Annotated in this window: 21 protein-coding genes; 9 read left to right on the top strand and 12 right to left on the bottom strand. The window is 66.4% G+C overall.

What is annotated here, in order from left to right:
* The first annotated feature begins 181 nt into the window (after positions 1–181).
* The 6 genes from QQK25_RS16275 to QQK25_RS16250 all read left to right on the top strand — a co-directional run bounded on the left by QQK25_RS16275 (position 182) and on the right by QQK25_RS16250 (position 7609).
* Positions 182–931 carry an electron transfer flavoprotein subunit beta/FixA family protein gene (locus tag QQK25_RS16275; RefSeq protein WP_284188871.1) on the top strand — a complete coding sequence of 250 codons (750 nt, stop codon included), beginning with the start codon at positions 182–184 and terminating at the stop codon, positions 929–931.
* Positions 932–959: 28 nt separating this feature from the next.
* Positions 960–1895 carry an electron transfer flavoprotein subunit alpha/FixB family protein gene (locus QQK25_RS16270; RefSeq protein ID WP_284188870.1) on the top strand — a complete coding sequence of 312 codons (936 nt, stop codon included), beginning with the start codon at positions 960–962 and terminating at the stop codon, positions 1893–1895.
* A gap of 116 nt (positions 1896–2011) precedes the next feature.
* Positions 2012–3802 carry an acyl-CoA dehydrogenase C-terminal domain-containing protein gene (locus tag QQK25_RS16265; RefSeq protein ID WP_284188869.1) on the top strand — a complete coding sequence of 597 codons (1791 nt, stop codon included), beginning with the start codon at positions 2012–2014 and terminating at the stop codon, positions 3800–3802.
* Positions 3803–3908: 106 nt separating this feature from the next.
* A complete protein-coding gene (locus QQK25_RS16260) occupies positions 3909–5540 on the top strand; it encodes an electron transfer flavoprotein-ubiquinone oxidoreductase (protein ID WP_284188868.1) in 1632 nt (543 codons plus the stop codon).
* 90 nt (positions 5541–5630) lie between these two features.
* Positions 5631–5942, top strand: a complete 312-nt coding sequence (locus QQK25_RS16255; RefSeq protein ID WP_194271234.1) for a DUF485 domain-containing protein — start codon at positions 5631–5633, stop codon at positions 5940–5942.
* Complete coding sequence (locus QQK25_RS16250) at positions 5939–7609, top strand: cation acetate symporter (protein WP_284188867.1); 1671 nt, start codon at positions 5939–5941, stop codon at positions 7607–7609. Before QQK25_RS16255 ends, QQK25_RS16250 begins: the two co-directional genes overlap by 4 nt.
* 222 nt (positions 7610–7831) lie before the next feature.
* Here the strand turns inward: QQK25_RS16250 and QQK25_RS16245 are convergent, their stop codons facing one another.
* The 4 genes from QQK25_RS16245 to QQK25_RS16230 form a co-directional block, all read right to left on the bottom strand.
* Complete coding sequence (locus tag QQK25_RS16245) at positions 7832–8131, bottom strand: hypothetical protein (protein ID WP_284188866.1); 300 nt, start codon at positions 8129–8131, stop codon at positions 7832–7834.
* 240 nt (positions 8132–8371) lie between these two features.
* Positions 8372–10141: a cation acetate symporter gene (locus QQK25_RS16240; protein WP_284188865.1), complete on the bottom strand. Its 1770-nt coding sequence runs from the start codon at positions 10139–10141 to the stop codon at positions 8372–8374.
* Positions 10141–10449 carry a DUF485 domain-containing protein gene (locus QQK25_RS16235; protein ID WP_284188864.1) on the bottom strand — a complete coding sequence of 103 codons (309 nt, stop codon included), beginning with the start codon at positions 10447–10449 and terminating at the stop codon, positions 10141–10143. Before QQK25_RS16235 ends, QQK25_RS16240 begins: the two co-directional genes overlap by 1 nt.
* Positions 10450–10750: 301 nt before the next feature.
* Positions 10751–10957, bottom strand: coding sequence for a cold-shock protein (locus QQK25_RS16230; protein ID WP_153161935.1), 207 nt, complete (start codon positions 10955–10957; stop codon positions 10751–10753).
* Between the two features lie 334 nt (positions 10958–11291).
* Here QQK25_RS16230 and QQK25_RS16225 point away from each other — a divergent pair, with 334 nt between their 5' ends.
* The 3 genes from QQK25_RS16225 to QQK25_RS16215 are packed head-to-tail and all read left to right on the top strand — an operon-like array spanning position 11292 to position 13458.
* Positions 11292–12521 (top strand): ATP-binding protein, encoded by a 1230-nt coding sequence (locus QQK25_RS16225; protein ID WP_284188863.1) that lies wholly within the window; start codon positions 11292–11294, stop codon positions 12519–12521.
* Positions 12518–13060, top strand: coding sequence for a response regulator transcription factor (locus tag QQK25_RS16220; protein WP_284188862.1), 543 nt, complete (start codon positions 12518–12520; stop codon positions 13058–13060). The genes QQK25_RS16225 and QQK25_RS16220 overlap by 4 nt, the downstream gene beginning before the upstream one ends.
* Entirely contained in the window at positions 13057–13458 is a 402-nt protein-coding gene (locus tag QQK25_RS16215; RefSeq protein WP_284188861.1) for an RNA-binding S4 domain-containing protein, read from the top strand. Before QQK25_RS16220 ends, QQK25_RS16215 begins: the two co-directional genes overlap by 4 nt.
* 8 nt (positions 13459–13466) lie before the next feature.
* Here QQK25_RS16215 and QQK25_RS16210 read toward each other — a convergent pair whose 3' ends face one another.
* The 8 genes from QQK25_RS16210 to QQK25_RS16175 form a co-directional block, all read right to left on the bottom strand.
* Positions 13467–14339: an AEC family transporter gene (locus QQK25_RS16210; RefSeq protein ID WP_284188860.1), complete on the bottom strand. Its 873-nt coding sequence runs from the start codon at positions 14337–14339 to the stop codon at positions 13467–13469.
* A 149-nt stretch (positions 14340–14488) separates the two neighbouring features.
* Positions 14489–15826 carry an ATP-dependent protease ATPase subunit HslU gene (hslU, locus tag QQK25_RS16205; protein ID WP_284188859.1) on the bottom strand — a complete coding sequence of 446 codons (1338 nt, stop codon included), beginning with the start codon at positions 15824–15826 and terminating at the stop codon, positions 14489–14491.
* Positions 15827–15896: 70 nt separating this feature from the next.
* The gene (hslV, locus tag QQK25_RS16200; RefSeq protein WP_284188858.1) at positions 15897–16436 is read right to left on the bottom strand and encodes an ATP-dependent protease subunit HslV; all 540 of its coding nucleotides are present in this window, start codon (positions 16434–16436) and stop codon (positions 15897–15899) included.
* 138 nt (positions 16437–16574) lie between these two features.
* Positions 16575–17684 (bottom strand): STAS domain-containing protein, encoded by a 1110-nt coding sequence (locus QQK25_RS16195; RefSeq protein WP_284188857.1) that lies wholly within the window; start codon positions 17682–17684, stop codon positions 16575–16577.
* A gap of 166 nt (positions 17685–17850) precedes the next feature.
* On the bottom strand, positions 17851–18642 hold the full coding sequence (locus tag QQK25_RS16190; protein ID WP_284188856.1) for a metal ABC transporter permease: 792 nt from the start codon (positions 18640–18642) through the stop codon (positions 17851–17853).
* On the bottom strand, positions 18639–19217 hold the full coding sequence (locus QQK25_RS16185; RefSeq protein WP_284188855.1) for an ATP-binding cassette domain-containing protein: 579 nt from the start codon (positions 19215–19217) through the stop codon (positions 18639–18641). The genes QQK25_RS16190 and QQK25_RS16185 overlap by 4 nt, the downstream gene beginning before the upstream one ends.
* A gap of 11 nt (positions 19218–19228) precedes the next feature.
* On the bottom strand, positions 19229–20140 hold the full coding sequence (locus QQK25_RS16180; protein WP_284188854.1) for a metal ABC transporter substrate-binding protein: 912 nt from the start codon (positions 20138–20140) through the stop codon (positions 19229–19231).
* Positions 20141–20151: 11 nt separating this feature from the next.
* A partial coding sequence (locus QQK25_RS16175) for a TonB-dependent receptor (protein ID WP_306664090.1) occupies positions 20152–21554 on the bottom strand: 1403 nt, incomplete at its 5' end.

Genomic DNA, 21554 nt, shown 5'->3' with positions numbered 1-21554 from the left:
CACTTCAATCACTTTCACTGATTCTAGCCAGCGTCCGGCCGCCCCGAGGCACCGGACATGATTGAGTACATTTTCACGAAACTTCCGACAAGTTTGTTTGCGAACCTTCCGTCCGATCCTCGGCAGTCCGGCCAGGAGATTCAGCGCGAGCGCGCGAGCACAAGAACGGAGACAGGTTCCCATGAAGATTCTCGTACCCATCAAGCGGGTCGTCGATTACAACGTCAAGATCCGCGTCAAGGCCGACCAGAGCGGCGTCGAGCTGGCCAACGTCAAGATGGCCATGAACCCCTTCGACGAGATCGCCGTTGAAGAAGCCGTCCGCCTGAAGGAAGCCGGCACTGCCACCGAAGTGGTCGCCGTCTCCGCCGGCGTCGCCCAGTGCCAGGAAACCCTGCGCACCGCCATGGCCATCGGCGCCGACCGGGGCATCCTCGTCGAATCCGACGCCGACCTGCAGCCCCTCGCCGTGGCCAAGCTCCTCAAGGCCCTCGTCGACAAGGAACAACCCAAGCTGGTGATCCTCGGCAAGCAGGCCATCGACGACGACTCCAACCAGACCGGCCAGATGCTCGCCGCGCTCCTCGGCTGGCCGCAAGCCACCTTCGCCTCCAAGGTCGAAGTGGCCGGCGACGGCGTGCGCGTGACCCGCGAAATCGACGGCGGCCTCGAAACCCTTGCCCTGCCGCTGCCGGCGGTCGTCACCACCGACCTGCGCCTCAACGAGCCGCGCTACGCCACGCTCCCCAACATCATGAAGGCCAAGAAGAAGCCGCTCGACACCGTCAAGCCGGCCGATCTGGGCGTGGATGTCACCCCGCGCCTCACCACCCTCAAGGTGGTCGAGCCCGCCGCCCGCAGCGCCGGCATCAAGGTGGCCGACGTGGCCCAGCTGGTCGAGAAGCTCAAGAACGAAGCCAAGGTGCTCTAAGCGCCTGAAGAACACGGAGACATAGAACATGCCCATCCTCGTCATCGCCGAACACGACAACGCCGCCCTGAAGGCCGCGACCCTCAACACCGTTGCCGCCGCTGCAAAGCTGGGCGCCGACATCGAAGTGCTGGTTGCCGGCAGCAGCTGCGGCGCCGCCGCCGAAGCCGCCGCCAAGCTGGCCGGTGTCGCCAAGGTCAAGGTGGCCGATGCCGCCGCCTACGCCGAACAGGGCGCCGAGAACCTCGCCGCGCTGCTGGTCGATGTGGTCAAGACCGGCGGCTACAGCCATGTGCTGGCCCCCGCCACCACCTTCGGCAAGAACGTCCTGCCGCGCGTTGCCGCGCTGCTGGATGTCGCCCAGATTTCCGACATCGTTGGCATCGAGTCCGCCGACACCTTCGTCCGTCCGATCTACGCCGGCAACGCGCTGGCCACCGTCAAGTCGGCCGACCCGGTGAAGGTCATCACCGTGCGCACCACCGCCTTCGACCCGGTTGCCCAAGGCGGCTCCGCCGCGGTCGAAGCGATCGCCGCCGGCCCGGATCTGGCCCAGAGCAAGCTGGTCGGCCGTGAGCTCACCAAGTCGGCCCGCCCCGAGCTGGGCGCCGCCAAGATCATCGTCTCGGGCGGCCGCGGCCTCGGCAGCGGCGACAACTACCGCGCCGTACTCGAACCCCTGGCCGACAAGCTCGGCGCCGCCATGGGCGCCTCCCGCGCCGCGGTGGATGCGGGCTTCGTGCCCAACGACTACCAGGTCGGCCAGACCGGCAAGATCGTCGCCCCGCAGCTGTACGTGGCGGTCGGCATCTCCGGCGCCATCCAGCATCTGGCGGGCATGAAGGATTCCAAGGTGATCGTCGCGATCAACAAGGACCCGGAAGCCCCGATCTTCCAGGTGGCCGACTACGGGCTCGTGGCCGATCTGTTCGAGACCGTGCCGCAGCTGGTTTCCGCCCTCTGATCGTGCGTCGGGCGTTTGCCCGACACCCCGGAATCTGATCGAAGCAACGGCGTCGGGCGAAGGCCCGACCTGCGCCACGCCGACGCCGCACTCAACCGAATTCGCAAGGAACCACCATGAGCACGTACATCGCCCCCGTGAAGGACATGCTGTTCAACATGAACGAGCTGGCCGGTCTTGAAGAGATCACCGGTCTGCCGGGCAACGAAGAAGTCTCCATCGACCTCGTCGAGGCCATCCTCGACGAAGCCGGCAAGTTCGCCTCCGAAGTCGTCGACCCGCTCAACGCCGTCGGCGACAAGCAGGGCAACAAGTGGAACAACGGCGTGGTGACCACCGCCGACGGCTTCAAGGAAGCCTATGCCACCTTCTGCGAGACCGGCTGGAACGGCATGCCCGCCTCCACCGAGTTCGGCGGCCAGGGCCTGCCGGTGACCGTGTCCACCGCGGTGCTCGAAATGTGGAAGTCGGCCAGCATCTCGTTCTCGCTGTGCCAGATGCTCACGCTGGGCGCGGTCGAAGCGATCGCCCACCACGGCTCCGACGAGCTGAAGGCCACCTTCCTGCCGAACATGGTCTCCGGCAAGTGGACCGGCACCATGAACCTCACCGAGCCCCAGGCCGGTTCCGACCTGGCCGCCATCCGCAGCAAGGCCGAGCCCCGCGGCGACGGCACCTACGCCATCACCGGCACCAAGATCTTCATCACCTGGGGTGAGCACGACATGGCCGAGAACATCGTCCACCTCGTGCTGGCCCGCCTGCCGGACGCGCCCCCGGGCGTGAAGGGCATCTCCCTGTTCATCGCGCCGAAGTTCCTGGTCAATGCCGACGGCAGCCTGGGCGAGCGCAACGACCTGATCTGCGCCTCCATCGAGCACAAGATGGGCATCCACGGCAGCGCCACCGCCGTCATGTCCTTCGGCGACAAGGGCGGCGCCATCGGCTACCTGGTCGGCGAGCCGAACCGCGGCCTCGAGTACATGTTCACGATGATGAACCACGCCCGCCTCAACGTGGGCCTGGAAGGCGTCGGCGTGTCCGAACGCAGCTACCAGCACGCCCTGGCTTACGCCCGTGACCGCATCCAGGGCCGCATCGTCGGCGACAAGTCCGGCGAGAAGAAGCCCATCCTGCATCACCCGGATGTGCGCCGCATGCTGATGGACATGAAGTCCCGCACCGAAGCCGGCCGCGCGCTGGCCTACTACGTGGCCGGCTGCATGGACCGCGCCCACAGCCACCCGGACGCCGACGTGCGCGCCGCCAACCAGCGCCGCCTCGAGCTGCTGACCCCGGTGGTCAAGGGCTGGTGCACCGAGAACGCCCAGGGCATCACCTGGAACGGCGTGCAGGTGCACGGCGGCATGGGCTTCATCGAAGAGACCGGCGCCGCCCAGTACATGCGTGACGCCCGCATCATCACCATCTACGAAGGCACCACCGCGATCCAGGCCAACGACCTCATCGGCCGCAAGACCGCCAAGGAAGGCGGCAAGAGCATGCAGCAGCTCCTCGCCGACATCGCCGAAACCGGCAGCGCCCTGCGCAACTCCGGCAACGCCCAGCTGAAGGCCATCGCCGATGCCCTGGGCAACGGCATCGCCGCGCTGGACGAAGCCACCAACTGGCTGCTCGCCAACTACGAAGCCACGCCCCAGGCCGCCCACGCCGGCTCGGTGCCCTTCCTCAAGCTTACCGGCATCGTGGTCGGCGGCTGGCTGATGGCCCGCTCCGCCGCCATCGCCGTCGAGCGCCTGGATGCCGCCGACGGCGACTTCTACAAGGCCAAGCTGGCCACCGCCGCCTACTTCGCCCAGCACGTGATCCCGGAAGCCAACAGCTACCGCGATGCCATCGTGAATGGCGCCGAGTCGGTGCTGGCCCTGGAAGAAGCCCTGTTCTAAGCACCACCTGCTGCCGGGCCGCCGCGCACGCCGCGGCCCGGCATGCCCTGACATCCTTTTGTCGGGCTGACGCCCGACCTACAAGCGAAACCTCCGGAGAGCAGTAATGACGCGTGAAGCGATGGAATACGACGTGGTGATCGTCGGCGCAGGCCCCTCTGGCCTGGCCGCCGCGATCCGCCTGAAGCAGCAGGCCGAGAAGGCCGGCCACGAGCTTTCGGTGTGCGTCGTCGAAAAGGGCTCCGAAGTGGGCGCGCACATCCTCTCCGGTGCCGTCATCGAGCCCCGCGCGCTGGCCGAGCTGTTCCCCGACTGGAAGGAGCGCGGCGCGCCCCTCAACACCCCGGTCACCGAAGATCACTTCTACTTCCTGTCCACCGAGAAGGCCTACAAGCTGCCCACGCCGCCCCAGATGCACAACGAGGGCAACTACATCGTCAGCCTGGGCAACGTGGTGCGCTGGCTGGGCCAGCAGGCCGAAGAGCTGGGCGTCGAGATCTACCCGGGCTTTGCCGCCGCCGAGGTGCTGTACCACGAGGACGGCTCGGTGAAGGGCATCGCCACCGGCGACATGGGCGTCGAGCGCAACGGCGAACCCGGCCCCAACTACCAGCAGGGCATCGAGCTCCACGCCCGTCAGACCGTCTTCTCCGAAGGCTGCCGCGGCTCCCTCACCAAGGGCCTGTTCACCCGCTTCAACCTGCGCGACGGCGCCGATCCGCAGACCTACGGCATCGGCATCAAGGAGCTGTGGGAAGTGCGCCCCGAAGTGCACAAACCCGGCCTCACCATGCACACCGTGGGCTGGCCGGTGTCCACCGACGTGTACGGCGGCTCCTTCCTGTATCACCTGGAGAACAACCAGGTGGCCGTCGGCTTCGTGGTCGGCCTCGACTACAGCAACCCCTACCTGTCGCCCTACGAGGAATTCCAGCGCTTCAAGACCCACCCGGAGATCCGCAAGGTCTTCGAGGGCGGGCGGCGCATCGCCTATGGCGCGCGGGCGCTCAACGAAGGCGGCTTCCAGTCGCTGCCCAAGCTGTCCTTCCCGGGTGGCGTGCTGATCGGCGACACCGCCGGCTTCCTCAACGTGCCCAAGGTCAAGGGCACCCACATGGCGATGAAGTCCGGCATCGTGGCCGCCGACGCCCTGTTCGCCCACCTCACCTTCGAGGGCCAGACCGGCACCGAGTGCATCGCCTACCCCGAGCAGCTCAAGCAGAGCTGGCTGTGGGACGAGCTGTACACCGTGCGCAACATCCGCCCGAGCTTCCGCTGGGGCCTGTGGGGTGGCATCGCCTACAGCGCCATCGACACCTTCCTGCTCAAGGGCCGCGCCCCGTGGACGCTGCGTCACCACGACGACCACACCCAGCTCAAGAAGGCCGCCGACTGCCAGCCGATCGTCTATCCCAAGCCCGACGGCAAGATCAGCTTCGACCGCCTCTCGTCGGTGTTCATCTCGGCCACCAACCACGTGGAAGAGCAGCCCTGCCACCTGCGCCTGAAGGACGCCTCGGTGCCGGTGAGCGTGAACCTCGCCCTCTACGCCGCGCCCGAGACCCGCTACTGCCCGGCCGGCGTGTACGAAATCGTCGAAGACCCGAGCGGCCCGCGCATGCAGATCAACGCGCAGAACTGCCTGCACTGCAAGACCTGCGACATCAAGGACCCGACCCAGAACATCAACTGGGCCGTGCCCGAAGGTGGCGGCGGGCCCAACTACCCGAACATGTAAGCAATAACCACGGCAAGACCGGGGGAGAACAGCACTCACCCCGTAACAACAACCACAACCTGAAAAACCCGCCGAATTCAAGGAGGAATCATGTCGGCAGACATCTACAAGAAGGTACGTGCGAACCCCAAGTTCGCCGAACTCGAAGGAAAGCGCAGTCGTTTTGCGCTGCTCCTCACCGCCATCGTGATGGCCAGCTACTACGGGATGATGATGATCGTCGCCTTCGCGCCCGAGGTCATGCGCACCCCCATCTCGACCGGCTCCACCCTGACCATCGGCGTGCCCATCGGCGCCGCCATCATCATCGGTTCCTGGCTGCTGACCGGCTGGTTCGTCAACCGCTCCAACGGCGAGTTCGACACCATCAACAACGAGATCGTCCGGGAGGCCACCAAGTGATCCAGCGCAAACACCTCCTCGCCGCCCTCGCGGCCACCCTCGTCGGTGGCGCAGCGCTGGCCGCCGACGCCATGGGCGCCGCCCAGAAGCAGCCCCTCAACCTCACCGCCATCGGGATGTTCTTCATCTTCGTGGTGGCCACGATGGGCATCACCTACTGGGCCGCCAGCCGGACCAAATCCACCGCCGACTTCTACACTGCCGGCGGCGGCATCACCGGCTTCCAGAACGGCCTCGCGATTGCCGGCGACTACATGTCCGCCGCCACCCTGCTGGGCCTCTCGGCGATGACCTTCGCCAAAGGCCTCGACGGCTTCATCTACGCCATCGGCTTCTTCGTCGGCTGGCCGGTGATCCTGTTCCTGATGGCCGAGCGCCTGCGCAACCTGGGCAAGTTCACCTTCGCCGACATCGCCTCCTACCGCCTCGAGCAGGGCACCATCCGCACCTTCGCGGCCTTCGGCTCGCTCACCGTGGTGTGCTTCTACCTGATCGTGCAGATGGTCGGCGCCGGCCAGCTCATCAAGCTGCTGTTCGGCCTCGACTACGCCACCGCAGTGGTCGTGGTGGGCGTGCTGATGGTGATCTACGTCACCTTCGGCGGCATGATCGCCACCACCTGGGTGCAGATCATCAAGGCCTGCCTGATGCTCTTCGGCGGCACCGTGCTGCTCTTCCTGTCCCTCAGCCAGTTCGGCTTCAGCCTCGAAACTGCGGCCCAGAAGGCGGTTGAAGTGCACAAGGACGGCATCAAGATCATGGGCACCGGCTCGCTGATGGCCGACCCGATCACCGCCGTGTCCCTGTCGCTGGGTCTCGTGTTCGGCACCGCCGGCCTGCCCCACATCATGATGCGCTTCTTCACCGTGCCGAACGCCAAGGAAGCCCGCAAGAGCGTGTTCGTGGCCAGCGGCTGCATCGGCTACTTCTTCATGGTGGTGTGCGCCCTGGGCCTGATGGCCATCGTGATCGTCGGCCAGAACCCCGACTTCTACGAAGGCGGCAACATCGGCGGCAAGCTGATCGGCGGCGGCAACATGCCGGTGATGCACCTGTCCAAGGCCGTTGGCGGCAACCTGTTCCTGGGCTTCATGTCGGCGGTTGCGTTCGCCACCATCCTGGCCGTGGTTTCCGGTCTGGCTCTGGCCGGCGCCTCCTCCATCGCCCACGACATCTACGCTCGTGTGATCCGCAAGGGCTCCGCCAGCGAAGCCGAAGAGATGCGTGTCTCCAAGCTGTCCACCATCGCCCTGGGCGTGGTTGCCGTGCTGCTGGGCATCATGTTCGAGAAGCAGAACATCGCCTTCCTCGTCGGCCTGACCTTCGGCATCGCCGCCTCGACCAACTTCCCGATCCTGATCCTGTCGATGTACTGGCGGGGCCTGACCACCCGCGGCGCACTCCTTGGCGGCCTCATCGGCCTGATCTCGGCGGTGAGCTTCGTGGTGCTGTCCAAGGCCGTGTGGGTGGTGGTGCTGGGCAATGCCACGCCGATCTTCCCGTACGAACAACCGGCCCTGTTCTCGATGCCGCTGGCCTTCTTCTTCACCTGGCTGTTCTCGGTGACCGACACCAGCGCCCGCTCCAAGATCGACAAGGCGGGTTACGACGACCAGTACGTCCGCTCCCAGACCGGTATCGGTGCCGCTTCGGCGAGCTCCCACTGAACACGGTCGGGCGCTCCGGCGCCCGACTACAACGAGTGTCTTCTCTTCTCCCTCCCAGGAGATTTTCACGGCGCCCCGCAAGGGCGCCGTTTTTTTGTCTACCCCTGCCAGCCTGAGCTGACCAGGCAGCGCAGCGCGTTTTGCTCAGCCGCTTCAACCGCGCCGGACGGATACCTCACTCTGCCCCGGCGCAATCATCACACTGACAAAAAAATACCTCACTCACCCGGTAAAACATGATGTCGACGCCCGCGTGGTCAATACACCGGCGTCGACATTGAATACGCGGACGCGAGATATCAATTCCACCGGCGGCGTGGTCTTCGCACTGGCACCGGATATCAATATCACCTCGCGACATTTCATCACGCAGGCACCAGACATCAATGTCGACGTCCGCGCGATCAATACACCGACGTCGATATTGAATACGCAGGGGCGAGTGATCACCACGCCAAGACCGACATGAGCCGCATCGCGACCGAGATCGTCGGCAAACACGGTCGAAGTGCAGGCGCGCACGCGTCACCGCCTGTCCAGCGAGGCCGATTGGCGCAGCCCGCGGAGCGGCAGGACGCCCTCCCCCCCCGGGCCACCACGCGGAGGGGCGATTGAACGGACGGGCAGCCGCGCCCACGCAGCCCGGACGAACACGCAAGAGCACGCCTGGTAGACGCAACAAACCCCGGTCGCCTTGCGGCGAACCGGGGTTTGTCATCTCCGGGCCGACCGGATCAGCGATCCGGCCGGTGGATTCAGGGCTTAGTGACCAGAAGCACCAGATGCACCGATACCGGTTTCGGAACGGATCAGCTGGGCAGCAAAGTCAGCACGTTCCTGCTGGGCGTTCGGGCTGCGGTCGAGCAGCGAGAAGATCCAGATACCCACGAAGCCGATGGTCATGGAGAACAGGGCCGGCGAGGTGTAGGGGAACGGAGCGGAACCCTTCGGGTTACCCAGGGTGGCAACCCACACCGAGTCGGACAGGACGGTCATCACCACGGCGCTGAGCAGGCCGAGGAAACCACCGATCACCGCACCCTTGGTGGTGCAGTCCTTCCACAGCACGCTCATGAAGAGCACCGGGAAGTTGGCCGAAGCGGCGATGGCGAAGGCCAGGGACACCATGAAGGCGATGTTCTGCTTTTCGAAGGCGATACCCAGGACAACCGCGATCACACCCAGGACGATGGTGGTGATACGGGAGACACGCAGCTCGGCGGCGGAGTCGGCATTGCCCTTCTTGAACACGGTGGCGTACAAGTCGTGGGACACGGCGGAAGCACCGGACAGGGTCAGACCGGCAACCACGGCCAGGATGGTGGCGAACGCAACCGCGGAGATGAAGCCGAGGAAGATGTTGCCGCCAACGGCGTTGGCCAGGTGGATTGCCGCCATGTTGCCGCCGCCCTTCAGGACACCCTTGGCATCCAGGAAGGTGGGGTCGGTCAGCACGAAGCAGATGGCGCCAAAGCCGATCACGAAGGTCAGGATGTAGAAGTAGCCGATCCAGACAGTCGCCCAGCCCACGGACTTACGGGCTTCCTTGGCATCCGGCACGGTGAAGAAGCGCATCAGGATGTGCGGGAGACCAGCGGTACCGAACATCAGCGCCATACCGAAGGAGATGGCGGAGATCGGATCCTTCACGAAGGAGCCCGGGCCCATGATGGAGTCGCCCTTCTTGGCGGCCATCGCGGCGGTCACTTCGGCCACATCCTTGCCGGAGGCGGCAGCGGCGGTCGCGGCATCGGCGATCAGCTTGGCGTCCTTGGCGGCGAGGGCGGTCTTGATCTCGACAGCCTTGGCGAACATCGCTTCCGGGCTGAAACCGAACTTGACGAGCACCATGAACGCCATGAACGACGCACCGGCCAGCAGCAGCACGGCCTTGATGATCTGCACCCAGGTGGTGGCGGTCATGCCACCGAAGAGCACATAAACCATCATCAGCGCGCCAACGATCACCACAGCCATCCAGTACTCGAGGCCGAAGAGCAGCTTGATCAGCTGACCGGCACCGACCATCTGGGCGATGAGGTAGAAGGCCACCACGACCAGCGTGCCGGAAGCAGCAAAGGCACGGATCGGGGTCTGCTGGAAGCGGTAACCGGCCACGTCGGCGAAGGTGAATTTGCCGAGGTTGCGCAGACGCTCTGCCATCAGGAAGGTGATGACCGGCCAGCCCACGAGGAAGCCGATCGCAAAGATCAGGCCGTCGTAGCCGTTGGCCATCACCGCGGCGGAAATACCCAGGAAGGACGCGGCAGACATGTAGTCGCCGGCGATCGCCAGGCCGTTCTGGAAGCCGGTGATGCCACCCCCGGCGGTGTAGAAGTCGGCAGCCGACTTGGTCTTGGAAGCGGCCCACTTGGTGATCATCATCGTGCCGGCAACGAAGATGCCGAACATGATGATCGCGGTCCAGTTGGTGGCCTGCTTTTCGGCCTGACCGAGGTCGGCACCGGCAGCCAGGGCGGCACCGGAAGCCAGCACCGCCAGGAGGCCAAGGATAAGTTTGGAAGTACGCATCACTTGGTTGCCTCCTTGATGACCTGAGCCTTCAGATCGTCGAATTCGGTATTGGCACGACGGATGTAAATGCCGGTAATGATGATGGTGAACAGGATCACGCCAACGCCGATGGGGATACCCACCGACATCACGCCCGCGCCGGTCTTCTGGGCGAGGAACTCCTTGTTGAAGGCCACCAGCAGGATGTAGCCGTAGTAAACAATCATCATCAACGCAGTCATGATCCAGCCGTATGAATTGCGTTTCGAGACCAGCTCCTGGTACTTCGGATTTGCCCGGATGCGGTCGCCGAGGTCGTCTCTCATGTCTTTCTCCTCCTCTTCGAATTAACCTTGCTGGGCACCGTGGGGCGCCCTAAGGGTGATCGCAAGTTACCGGCGCAGACTTACGGTGAACTTACGTTCGCTTACAGCTGAGAAATCGCCTTAACAAGGAGCAAGAAGCACGCACAGAAAAAGAAAATCCCCGCCGGACGGATTTCGCGGGGCGGGGATCTGGCGCGTGGACAGCAAAAAGCCCGGCATGGGCCGGGCTTCTGGGATGCGTCCGGAACAGCGTTGCCGCGTTCCGCAGCCCGGCTCCCGCCGGGCTGGTATCGACCGGGACTTAGGCCACCGGAACGATGTTGGCGGCCTGCTGGCCCTTCGGGCCGGTGACCACGTCGAAGGTCACGCGCTGGCCTTCAGTCAGGGTCTTGAAACCCTTGGACTGGATGGCGGAGAAGTGAGCGAACAGATCGTCACCGCCGTTTTCCGGGGTGATGAAACCGAAGCCCTTGGAATCGTTGAACCACTTCACGGTACCTGCTGCCATGATGAATATCCTTGAAAAAACGTTAAAACAGGGTTTTCCCCCTGGGAAGGGCGAAACTCAAGACGGCGGGGTGATGAAGGAAAGACTGCCGCAGGGCTGCGGGTACTGAACCAGACAACAACAACACTACTTGAAGATCGCGAGGTCGGACTGTGCACTGTATCGGCCACTAATGCAAACACTATTTTCGAAAACATGCCCGAAAGCCCGAAAAAATGTCAAAAAGGCGGGCTGCGACAATCCACCGCACACCGTCCGGCGCCTTCAGCGCGAGGCCTGGCGCCCGCTTCGGCGATAATCCGCCGACACGTTTTCCTCCCCCAGGCACACCGCCATGCCCTCACCCGCCAGCCCCACCGATGCCCTGCGCCGCCTGATCGGCCTGCGCTGGCTGTCCATCGGGACGATGCTGGGCGTGCTGCTCTTCGTGCCCTGGCTCCTCGACATTCCCCTCCCCGGCGCCGCCCTGCTCCCGGTGGCGGTCACGCTGATCGCGATCAACGGCCTGTCGATGCTGCGCGCCGCCCGCATCAGTGCGATCCACCCTGCCGAACTCTTCGCCCAGCTGTGCATCGAGCTGGCCGCCTGGAGCGCCTTCCTGTACTTCACTGGCGGCGCCACCAACCCGTTGATTTCGCTGCTGTTGCCGCTGGTCGCGATCGGCGCGGCGATCCTCCCCGGACGGTGGGCATGGCTGCTTGCGGTGCTGGCCGTGGTGGCCTATTCGGTGCTGTGGGATTTCAACGAGCAGCTCGACATCTACGACTCGGGCCTGGCCGTGCATTGGCATCTGGCCGGCATGTGGCTCACCTTCGCCCTCTCGGCCGGCGTGATCGTGTGGTACGTGGTGCGCATGACCGCCGCCATCCGTCGCCGCGACCAGGCGCTGGCCGAGGCCCGCGAGTCCAGCCTGCGCAGCGAGCGCATCGTCGCCCTGGGCAACCTCGCCGCCGGCGCCGCTCACGAGCTCGGCACACCGCTGGGCACGATGGCCATCGTCGCAGGCGAACTCGCCCGCAACCCGGGCCTCGACGACGACACCCGGGCCGACGCCGAGATCCTCCTCACCCAGATCGCCCACTGCAAGACGATCCTCGGCGGGCTCACCCTGCGCGCCGGCAGCCTGCGCGCCGAAGGTGGCTCCACCATGGCTGCCGATGCCTGGCTCGCCGGCATCATCGAGCGCTGGCGCAGCCAGCGGCCCCACGTGCCGCTGGCCACCCGTATCGACTGCGGCGATCCCGCCCCCACGCTGGTGGCCGACACAACCCTCGAACAGGCCATCCACAACCTCATCAACAACGCCGCCGACGCCGATCCGGCGGGCATCGAATGCGAAGCGGGCATCGACGGCGCCGAGCTCGTCATCCGGGTCCTCGACCGCGGCCCCGGCATGCCCGTCGACGAAGCCGCTCCGCGCAGCCCTGGCCAGGGCCTGGGCATTGGCCTGCTGCTGGCCGGCAGCGCCGCCGAACGCTGCGGCGGCAGCATCCGCTTCGCGCCCCGCCCCGGCGGCGGCACCATCGCCACCCTCAGCCTTCCTCTTGCCAACCTCCAGCCATGAACGCCCAGGACGCCCCCCACATCCTCGTCATCGACGACGACCCCGTCTTCAACCGCGTGCTCACCCGCGCCCTCGGCCAGCGCGGCTTCACGGTGTTCGGCGCTGCCGATCCCGAGAGCGCCCTCGGCCTCGCCCGCGAGCACGAGCCCGAATACGTGGTCCTCGACCTCAACATCGCCGGCAGCTCCGGCCTGCGCCTCATCGAGCCGCTGCTGGCGGTCAATCCCGACTGCCGCATCCTGGTGCTGACCGGCTACGCCAGCATCGCCACCACCGTCGACGCGATCAAGCTCGGCGCCACCCAGTACCTCGCCAAGCCAGCCGACGTGGATGCGATCCTGAAGGCGCTCTCGGCCACCGAGGTGGTCATCGACGACACGCCCTCGGCGGCGCCGATGTCGGTAGACCGGCTTGAATGGGAGCACATCCAGCGGGTGCTCAGCGAGAACGACGGAAACATCTCCGCCACGGCGCGTGCGCTTAAAATGCACCGACGCACCCTGCAACGGAAACTGGCCAAACGGCCGGTCAAGGAATGAAAGACAGCCACGACTCCACCGACCGCACCCGCCTCGACAAATGGCTGTGGGCGGCCCGCTTCTTCAAGCATCGCACCCTCGCCACCGACGCCGTCGAAGGCGGCAAGGTGCAACTCAACGGCATCCGTGTGAAGCCGGCAAAAGACGTGAAGATCGGCGATCGCGTCGAGATTCAGCAGGCAGAGGCACGCTTTACGGTGATCGTCACCGGCATCGCCGAGAAGCGCGGCAGCGCCACGGTCGCCCAGACGCTCTACGCCGAAACGCCCGAAAGCATCGCCGCCCGCGAAACCGCGCGGGAAGAACGCAAGTTCGCCGCCACGCCCGGCGCGGATCTCCACGGCCGCCCCACCAAGCGCGACCGCCGGCTGATCGGGCGCTTCAACAGCGGCGGCTGAACGCCCCGCTACAGCGCCATCGCTAGCGCCAGCGGCAGGAAGGCCACCGCCAGCACGTTGCCGATCAGCACCATCGAGGCCACCTTCTCCGGCTCCTGGTGGTAGCGCTCGGCAAACATGTAGTTGAGCACCGCCGGCGGCAGCGCGCCGAACACCAGCAGCAGCGCCCGCTCCCGCTCGGGCAGCGGCACCAGCCAGATCAGCACCACCGACAGCGCCATGCCGATCAGCGGCCGCGCCACCGCGCCGGTCACCCCGAGCTGGATCGCCGAGATGCGCGACTCGCTGATCCGCACCCCCAGCGCAAACAGCATCAGCGGAATCGAGATGTCGCCGAGCATCTTGATCGCCAGCATCGCCGGCTGCCACACCTCGATGCCGGCAATGCCCACCGCCAGCCCCGCCAGCGTGGCCAGCACCGACGGCACGCGCCACACGCTCGCGAGCCGCGCGTGGTGATCGAGATACCAGGCACCAAAGGTGAAGTGGATGAGGTTCGACACCATGAACATCACCACCGCCGGCGCCAGCGCCTCCTCGCCAAAGGCCAGCACCGCCAGGGGCAGGCCGAGGTTGCCGCAGTTGTTGAACATCATCGGCGGCACGAAGGTGCGCGGCGCCACGCCAATCATCCGCGCCACGCCCCAGCCCAGCAGCCCCGAGCCCACCACCGCCACCGTGGTCGCCCCCAGCAGCGGCAGGAACTGCATGATGTGGAAGGATTTGTTGGCCAGCGCGCCGAACACCAGCGCCGGCACGAACACATCCATGTTGAGCTTGTTGGCCTGGGACAGATCCGGCTTCGCCCGCCGGCCGACCAGAAAGCCGACCGCGGTGATGGCGAAGAGCGGAAACAGGATGGAGACGATGCGCAGGAGCATGGCGTTCAGGTGACGAGTTCTGGGGAGGAATCGGCGCCACTCTCCGGCGACGCTCGCCCGACGGTATACGCCATCCAACCTGTGAAATAAATGAGGGGCTACCCCGGTAGCCCCTCATTCGACAGCATCCGGATGAGCCCGGCGCAGCCTTACAGCACGTAGCGCGCCAGGTCTTCCCGCTGGGCCAGCACCTCGAGACGCCCGTCCACATAGGCAGCGTCGATGGTGACGGTCTGCTCGCCGGCCTTGCCGGCCTCGAAGGCCAGCTCTTCCAGCAGCTTTTCCATCACGGTGTACAGCCGACGGGCGCCGATGTTCTCGGTCTTCTCATTGACCTGGAAGGCGATCTCGGCGAGTCGACGAATGCCGTCCGGCGCGAACTGCAGGGTCACGCCGTCGGTGGCGAGCAGCGCCTCGTACTGGCGCGTCAGGCAGGCGTCGGTCTGGGTGAGGATGCGCTCGAAATCCTCGACGGAGAGGGATTCCAGCTCCACCCGGATCGGGAAACGGCCCTGCAGCTCGGGGATCAGGTCGGACGGGCGCGACAGGTGGAAGGCGCCGCTGGCGATGAACAGGATGTGGTCGGTCTTGACCATCCCGTACTTGGTGCTGATCGTCGTGCCTTCGACGAGCGGCAGCAGGTCGCGCTGCACACCCTGGCGGGACACATCGGCGCCGTGGCTGTCGGAGCGCGTGGCGATCTTGTCGATCTCGTCGAGGAACACGATGCCGTTCTGCTCGACCATGCGCAGCGCCTCGAGCTTCAGCTCCTCGTCGTTCACCAGCTTGGCGGCTTCCTCGTCGGCGAGGAGCTTCATGGCCTCGCTGATCTTCAGCTTGCGGGATTTCTTCTTCCCGCCGCCCATGTTCTGGAACATGCTCTGGAGCTGGCCGGTGAGCTCTTCCATGCCCGGAGGCGCGAGGATCTCGGCGCTCATGCCCGGCACCGCCACCTCGATCTCGACTTCCTTGTCGTCCAGCTCGCCCTCGCGCAGCTTCTTGCGGAATTTCTGGCGGGTGGCGTTATCTTCCGGCGTGGCCGGCTCGGCGCCGAAGCCCACCGTCGGCCGGGCCGGCGGCAAGAGAATGTCGAGCACGCGGTCTTCGGCGGCGTCCATCGCCCGGTCGCGGCACTTCTTCATGGCCTGCTCACGGTGGCTCTTGATGGCGATTTCCACCAGGTCGCGGATGATCGTGTCCACGTCGCGCCCCACATAGCCCACCTCGGTGAACTTGGTCGCCTCGATCTTGATGAAGGGCGCGTTGGCGAGCCGCGCCAGACGGCGGGCGATCTCGGTCTTGCCGACGCCGGTCGGGCCGATCATCAGGATGTTCTTGGGGGTGATCTCGCTCTTCAGCGGCTCGACCACCTGGGCGCGCCGCCAGCGGTTGCGCAGCGCCACGGCCACGGCCCTCTTGGCCTTGCCCTGGCCGACGATGTGCTTGTCGAGTTCGGAGACGATCTCCGGAGGCGTCATCTGGGTCATTTGGGCACCCTTGGCGCTACGCGCTTTCCCGCCAGGCGGGAGCTTTCGCCCTTAAGGCGGCTTTGCGGACTCATGGCTTCAGCACCTCGATGGTGTGGCATTGGTTGGTGTAGATGCACAGATCGCCGGCGATGGTGAGGGACTTCTTGATCACATCTTCGGGGGCGAGCTCGGTGTTCTCGATGAGCGCGCGGGCCGCCGACTGGGCGTAGGCCCCGCCAGAGCCGATCGCCACGATGCCCTGCTCGGGCTCCAGCACGTCGCCGTTGCCGGTGATGATCAGCGAGTTGTCGAGATCGGCCACCGCCAGCATCGCCTCCAGGCGGCGCAGGGCGCGGTCGGTGCGCCAGTCCTTGGCGAGCTCGACGGCGCTGCGCACGAGGTTGCCCTGGTGCTTCTCGAGCTTGGCCTCGAAGCGCTCGAAGAGGGTGAAGGCATCGGCCGTGCCGCCGGCGAAACCGGCCAGGATGCGATCCTGATAGAGCTTGCGCACCTTGCGGGCGCTGGCCTTGATGACGATGTTGCCGAGGGTGACCTGGCCGTCGCCGCCGAGGGCTACGTGCCGGCCGCGCCGGACCGAGAGAATGGTGGTGCCGTGGTATTGTTCCATCGCAGGGATGTGGGGACGAAAAAACGGATTACAAGCCCACTCCGCCCACGGCGGAAACAGCGTGATTTCGCGGCGTCACGACGCCCGGGAGTGGAACGGAATCAGCCGAAAAAAGCGCTGCGGACGAGGCAGGAAGGCTCAGCTGTGAAGCTCGATCCGGGCCACCTGATGAAGGCCCATCACCTGCATCAGCGCCGCGACCATCGAATTGACGCCGGTCAGCACGATCAGCCGCCCCTGGTTGTGGAGCTGGGAGATGATGTTGAACAGCATGCCGGCAGAGACGAAATCCATCCGCCGCAGCCGGCTGCAATCCACCTCGACCATCGTCTTGTCGGCGGCGAAACCGGTGATCTTGCGCAGCGTGTCGGTGTTGGGGCCGATGATCTCGCCTTCGAGCACATAGGTGCGGGCAGCGGTGGCGAGGGGCTCGGCGCCGGTCTGGCTGGCCGTGACCGCCAGGGGCGGCTCCCAAGACGGCGGCGACTCTTCGAAAGTCATCGCGTAATCGACCGCAAGCTCCTCGAAGCGATCCTGCTGATCGGTGTATTGCAGCACCTCGAGCAGGAGCAGCCACAGGGACTGGTTGGCGCGCTTGCCGGAAGTCACCAGGCCACTCAGCAGATTGACGAGATGGATCGCGCCGCCCAGCGACAGCCGGACCTTGGCCCGGCGCAGGCCGCGCACCGCACGCAGCAACAGCTCGGCTCCGGCGTCATCGACACCGCTGAGGCGGGCAAGATCGATGCGCAGGGCACCGGCGCGCATCGCGATCTGGATCAACTGGGCAAACTGGGCGGCAGCCTGACCGCCGAGATGACCGGACAGGTTGATCGTCTGTACCTTTGGCTCGTTACTGACCCGGGCCGACGGGGACGACAGATCGCGCCAGGCCGGGGGCGAGCGCTCGAACTCGGTGGCAAACCCGAGGCTGAGGGCCTCGAAACGCTCCCGCTGGCCGGTCAGGCGCATCAGGTCAAGGAGCATCTGCCAGAGGTTGAAGCGGGCATCGGCATTGATGGTGCCCTCTAGCGCGTGCTCGAGCACGCTGCGGGCTTCGTCATCGCCGCCGTGGGCAAACAGGATGGCGGCTTCTTCGGCCGGCGGAGCCATCTCGTCGACGCCCTCTTCCACGTGCACCTTGTCGGCACACTGGGCGAGGATGCGCTTGAGATCACCGCCGGCGATCGTGAAATCGAGGGTCGAACTCTCGCTGCGGACGTTGCCGCCACGCGGCAGCCCGTTCAATGACAACTGGGCGCTGCCGGAGCTGGAAGCGCTCCGGGAACGGGGTGCAGTAGTTCCGGCAGGTGCAGGCTTCTTGCCGAAAAAAGGTAGCACCACTCCCATACCCTCCAAGTTACTTTTTTACGATTGACTAGGATATCACTCTACAAAGCGGGGGCTCCGTGATTTACATCCTGTCGAATTTCACGCCCATCACCAAAACGAGCACCACGAACAGCACCGCACAAACCGGCCCGAAAGGTTGATCAAAACCCAGCGACACCGCAAACGCAACGCAGTACCCCGCCATTCCGATGACAGCCGAGAGCACCAGGCCCGATCGCCAGCCCCGGCCAAAACGGCAGGCCAGGAGCGGCGGCACGAAGACCAGCGCGAAGGCCGCCATCACCCCCAGGCTGACCGTCGCCAGCGCCACCGCAAGGCTGGCCAGCAGGTCGAAGAGCATCAGCCGTGGCCGCTCGTTGCGCCCCCGGGCCCGGTAGAACTCCGGAAAGAAGCGCGCCAGCAGCAGCGGCCGGGACAGCCAGGCCAGCAGCGGCACGCTCGCCGCCACGGCCAGCGCGGCGGCCACCAGATGGCCTTCGCCAGTGAAATATAGCTGACCGTCGAAGAGTGCGTGGCCGGCCTGTTCGGCCAGCGGATGATTGGCCACCAGCAGCACCCCGGCACCCCAGGCGAGGAGCATCATCAGCGCGTAGGCGCCGGCCCCCGCTCGCGCGGCGACGCCTTTCACCAGCGCCGCCACCACGGCCGCCAGCAGGCCGCCGGCGATCATCGGCCAGTCGGCCACCATCGCCAGCAGCGCCCCGGCCGACGCCATCTGGGCAAAGGCCAGCGCCGCCAGCCATTCGTCCCGCAGGCGCAGGTACATGCCCACCAGCGGCAGCAGGCCAGCCAGCAGCAGGCCGGTGAAGAACGGCACCCGGAACAGCGGATCGAAGAGCAGATCGAAGCTCATGCGGGCGACTCCTCCCCCACGCTCACCACCCGGGTGCACACCTGGTCGATGAAACTGTGATCGTGGGAGACGATCACGATGCCCTGCGCCGCGTGGGCGTGGCCCAGCCAGTCCGACAGAAAAGCCACGCCGGCCTTGTCGAGGTTGTTGGTGGGCTCGTCCAGCAGGATCAGATCGGCCGGCGCGGCCAGGCAGGCCCACAGGCGCAGGAACTGCAGCTGCCCGCCGGAGAGCCGGTCGAGCCGCTCGTCGATCCGGCCCGACAGCCACGCCGGCAGGCCGTCGGTCGTGGCGCCGGTGAGGCGCAGCAGCTCGCGACCGGTCAGCGGAATGCCGCGCAGGTCGTCAAAGCCCTGGGCCTGATGGGAGATCGCCAGCCCCGGCGCCTTCTCCACCGAGCCGCCGAACACCCGCACGCCGCCCCACAGCGCCTTGAGCAGCGTGGATTTGCCGGCGCCGTTGGGCCCCGCGAGGCCGAGGATCTCGCCCCGGTGCACCGCAAAATCCAGCGGCCCGGCCACCGGCGCGGCATAGCCGGCCACCAGCCCGCTGGCGCGGATCAGGAATCCGGCCATGCCGCGCCCCCTTACTTCACCCCGGCGAGCAGGCGCCGGACGGTGTCGTCGAACAGCCCGAACAGGTCGGACGCCTCACTCGAACCGCCTACCGTATAGGGCAGCACGACCACCGGGATCTTCGCCCGCTCGGCCATCCAGTCCGACGACGTGGGCCGGGCGTAGGCCGGGCGCAGGATCATCTTCGCCGGCGTGGCCTTCTGGCGTTCCAGCAGGCCGGCGAGTTGGGCACTGCCCGCCTCGACGCCCGGCTTGGGCTCCAGCGCGCCCAGCTCCTTCAGGCCCAGCCAGGCCGACAGGTACGGAAAGCCCTTGTGCTGCACCCACACCGGCACGCCCCTGAGCGGCGCGGCGGCCTGCTCCCAGCGCCCCATCGCCGCCTTCCAGCGCTCGGCGAAGCGCGCGAAGCCGGCCTTGTAGGCGGCGGCGTTCGGTGCGTCCACCTGGGCCAACCGGGCCGTCAGGGCCTCGCCCACCGCCAGGATGTTGCGCGGGTCGAGCTGGACGTGGGGATTGCCGCCGGGATGCACGTCGCCGTCCGCCCGGTCGAGGCGGGCAGGCACTTCCAGCAGGCGCACCGCCGAGGTCGCCTCGAAGTAGCCCGGCTGCCCCGGCTGGATCGCCGGATTGCCGGACTCCCGCAGCACCAGCGGCAACCAGCCGATCTCCAGGTCGGCGCCGGTGGCCACCACCAGCTGGCTGCTCCGCGCCCGGGCGATCAGCGACGGACGCGCCTCGATGCGGTGGGGGTCCTGAAGGGCGGTGGTGGCCGACAGCACATTGACCTTGTCGCCCCCGATCTCCTTCGCCAGTGCCGCCCACTCGGGCACCGTGGCAAACACATTGACGGACGCCGCAGCCGGCAGGGCCGGCAGCAGCACGCACAGCAGCGCGACGACGCGCAGGATCAACTTGTCGATCATCTTCCGGCTCCTCAGAACTTGAGAGCACCGTGGGCGCCAAGGCTCATCACGTACTGCAGCCACACCTGGTTGTCGGACTCGCCGCTGCGCGACTTGTCGCGCGCCACCTGCAGGCGCAGGCGCGAGAACTCCGACGGCGACCAATCCACCATCGCCGACTGGCGCGTCGGGTCGTAGCCGGACAAGATCGGCAGCTCGGCGCTGGTCAGGCCGCCCAGATCGACGTTGCCCGAGCGCAGCCAGTCGCCGCGCACGCCCACCCGCCAGCGCGGCATGAACTGATACACCGCCTGCAGGTAGGCGCCCGACTGGCGCAGCCGTGCCGCGTAGTCGTTGCCGTCGCCGCCGTAGTTGATCGAACCCGACTCGGTGCGGCGCAGGTATTCGCCCTGCAGCTTGAAGTAGGTGTCGCGGCTGTTGCCACCCGGCGCCCACTTGTAGATGAAATCGGCGATCCACGTCTGGCTGCGCCCCGAGAAGGCATTGGTGAAGCCGCCATCCTCGAAGGCCCGCTCCTGGGGATGGGTGCGCACGTGGGACAGGCCCGCCTGCCACGCCGACGACTCGCCGATGTCGCCGCCCACGTGAGCGAAGGCCGTCCACAGCCCGGCGCCGTTGGTGTGGCGCTCAGCCCCGGGAAACTTGCCGCCATTGGCCGCTTCGGCGCCGAACTCCATGAACAGCGCGGTCGGCGCCACCCAGCGCAGCTGCACGCCGTCGTTCTGCAGGCGATAGCCGAAGAAGGCCTTGTAGGCCAGCGGCGCGTCGGTGAAATCCCACTCGTGGGGATGCTGCTGGTTGATGTAGCCGACGCCCGACAGGAAGCGCCCGGCTTTCATCTTGAGGCCGGCCGGCAGGGCCAGACTTTCCACGTTCACTTCCTCCACCTCCACCACGCCGGCGCCGTCGTCCTCGGCCAGCGAGAAACGCGCGTTGCCGCGGAACAGGTGGTCGATATTGGCGGAGAAGGCCAGCTCGGACTCGCCCAGGGAGAAGCCCTTCTTCGGTGGCCCGACCTCGCCGCCGGACGGGATGAAGCCGTCGATGCGGTAGGCGGACGGGTCGCGCTGCAGGCGGGTGAACTTGCTGTCGATGATCAGCGACACCGCCGGGTTGAAGGCGGACTCGCCCGCCGGGCGCTGGGGTGCGGGCGCGGGCTCGACGCTGGCCTTGGCCACGCTCTCGGCACGGGCAGCCGTGCGATCGGCCTCGGCCGCCACGGCCACCGCAGAGGCGCTGCGGGCCTCTGCGGTGGCAAGCCGGCGCTCAAGGGCGTCGATGCGCTGCTGATAGGTTTCGCGGAGCTCGCGCAACTGGTTGCGGAGCTGTTTCAAGTCGGCTTCAGAAGCCGCGTCGGGGGCCGCAAGGGCGGCATGCGGCAAGGCCGCGAGCGCCGCGCACAGGGCGGCGGGTC

Origin of the sequence: Zoogloea oryzae, from assembly GCF_030161255.1 — a bacterium.
GTDB classification, from domain to species: domain Bacteria; phylum Pseudomonadota; class Gammaproteobacteria; order Burkholderiales; family Rhodocyclaceae; genus Zoogloea; species Zoogloea oryzae.
This window is presented reverse-complemented; position numbering and strand designations above follow the sequence as displayed.